At 39.0% G+C, this 223-nt stretch carries 1 pseudogene; it reads right to left on the bottom strand.

The features are described from left to right. Positions 1-223 (bottom strand): annotated as a pseudogene (locus ABR397_RS24430) (hypothetical protein); the annotation flags it as partial.

Genomic DNA, 223 nt, shown 5'->3' with positions numbered 1-223 from the left:
TATCTGTTCATTATTTTGATGGACAGGAAGTACATCTTCCACCATAGGCAGATAAGATTTATCAATAATGCAAGGCTGGTAAAGCATCCAGCCAACACTGAGGCGATCAGGAAAAACCTGTTTATCCCGTAATGTATATTCGTTGGTTTCGACCTGAATATAAGGGAGATCACGGCTGGTCACTAGGTATTTGACAAATTCAATTAACCGTGAAATATCAAGT

The organism is Photorhabdus viridis (assembly GCF_040256935.1).
Classification (GTDB): Bacteria; Pseudomonadota; Gammaproteobacteria; order Enterobacterales; family Enterobacteriaceae; genus Photorhabdus; species Photorhabdus viridis.
Note: the sequence above shows the minus strand (reverse complement) of the source record. Positions and strands in the feature narration are given on the sequence as shown.